The 1,020-nt window shown below is 37.3% G+C and carries 1 protein-coding gene; it reads right to left on the bottom strand.

Annotated elements, in window-relative coordinates; all coding sequences use genetic code 11:
- Positions 1 to 210 precede the first annotated feature (210 nt).
- Positions 211 to 657 carry a GNAT family N-acetyltransferase gene (locus DP116_RS28065; RefSeq protein ID WP_169158228.1) on the bottom strand — a complete coding sequence of 149 codons (447 nt, stop codon included), beginning with the start codon at positions 655 to 657 and terminating at the stop codon, positions 211 to 213.
- Positions 658 to 1,020 lie beyond the last annotated feature (363 nt).

Raw genomic sequence — 1,020 nt, 5'->3', positions numbered from 1 at the left:
CCCCTTACCCCTCCCCTTGGTAAGGGGAGGGGCGGTTTTGGCGCAAGACAAAACCGGGGTGGGGTTGTGCGGGATTTATAAGCAATTAACCGGACATGATATGATGAGTTTCGGTTGAAATAAGGAGACTTTATTGGTTTCCATATATTAACGACCGAGACTGGGTTAGGACTTGTTCCTAACCTAGCTGTTATATGCTTGTATTAATGGTTATTTATAAAACCGTTTTGACATTACAATTAATTTCTGGCTTCTTTGATAGCCATTTTTAGTGTAAAAAGCTTCCGCTTGTCCATCTTTCATAGTTACCAGATAAATTGCAGTAACCTCCATCCCGGTTAGGGTATTCATTAATTGGTTGAGTAACTTCGTTCCAATTCCCCGACGCTGTTTGTCATGGTGGGTACAGATTTCTTTGAGATAAAAGCCTTTACCCTTTTGCATTTGCTCACAATAACCAGCGACGAATCCCAGCACTTCATCTTGTCGTAAGACAAATCCGATAAACCCAGGTGTATTGAGAATTTCAAACAAGCGCAATCTTGCAGTTTCGATAGTCCATTGCTCGTTCCAAGGTTCACTGTTAAACACTTCAACATACAGATTGGCACAGTCATCCAAATATTCAGTCGTAAAGGTTTGAATTTCTTCTGACATCAAAAAACTGGAGTTTAGTTGGTCATGAACTAAGCTACATCTAGTTTACCAAGCAAAGCTTTAAAAATGTTAATCTTTCCAGTCTTGATTCTGGTGAAATAAGTCATCGCCCCTAAATTGAGAGTTATACTTACCCAGAACAGCCTCAAGCTTAGCGTTAATTTTATCAATTCTGTGTTTAACTATTTGGAAATCTATACTCCTCCAAATGTCTGTGCTGATATTTTTTTTATCGTCTTTATTGTTGTTATACACGGTAATTATGGAAAATAAAGTCTTGATTATTGTTTTGCTTTACTCACAATTTTTACAAATTACAATTCTATTCGGTTCTCTCTTTTGATATATAATTAGCCTAATATA

Origin of the sequence: Brasilonema bromeliae SPC951 (assembly GCF_012912135.1) — a bacterium.
GTDB classification, from domain to species: domain Bacteria; phylum Cyanobacteriota; class Cyanobacteriia; order Cyanobacteriales; family Nostocaceae; genus Brasilonema; species Brasilonema bromeliae.
Note: the sequence above shows the minus strand (reverse complement) of the source record. Positions and strands in the feature narration are given on the sequence as shown.

Excerpts from the sequence above, each read along its gene's own strand:
- DP116_RS28065 (WP_169158228.1), bottom strand. The coding sequence starts at position 657 with ATGTCAGAAGAAATTCAAACCTTTACGACTGAATATTTGGATGACTGT.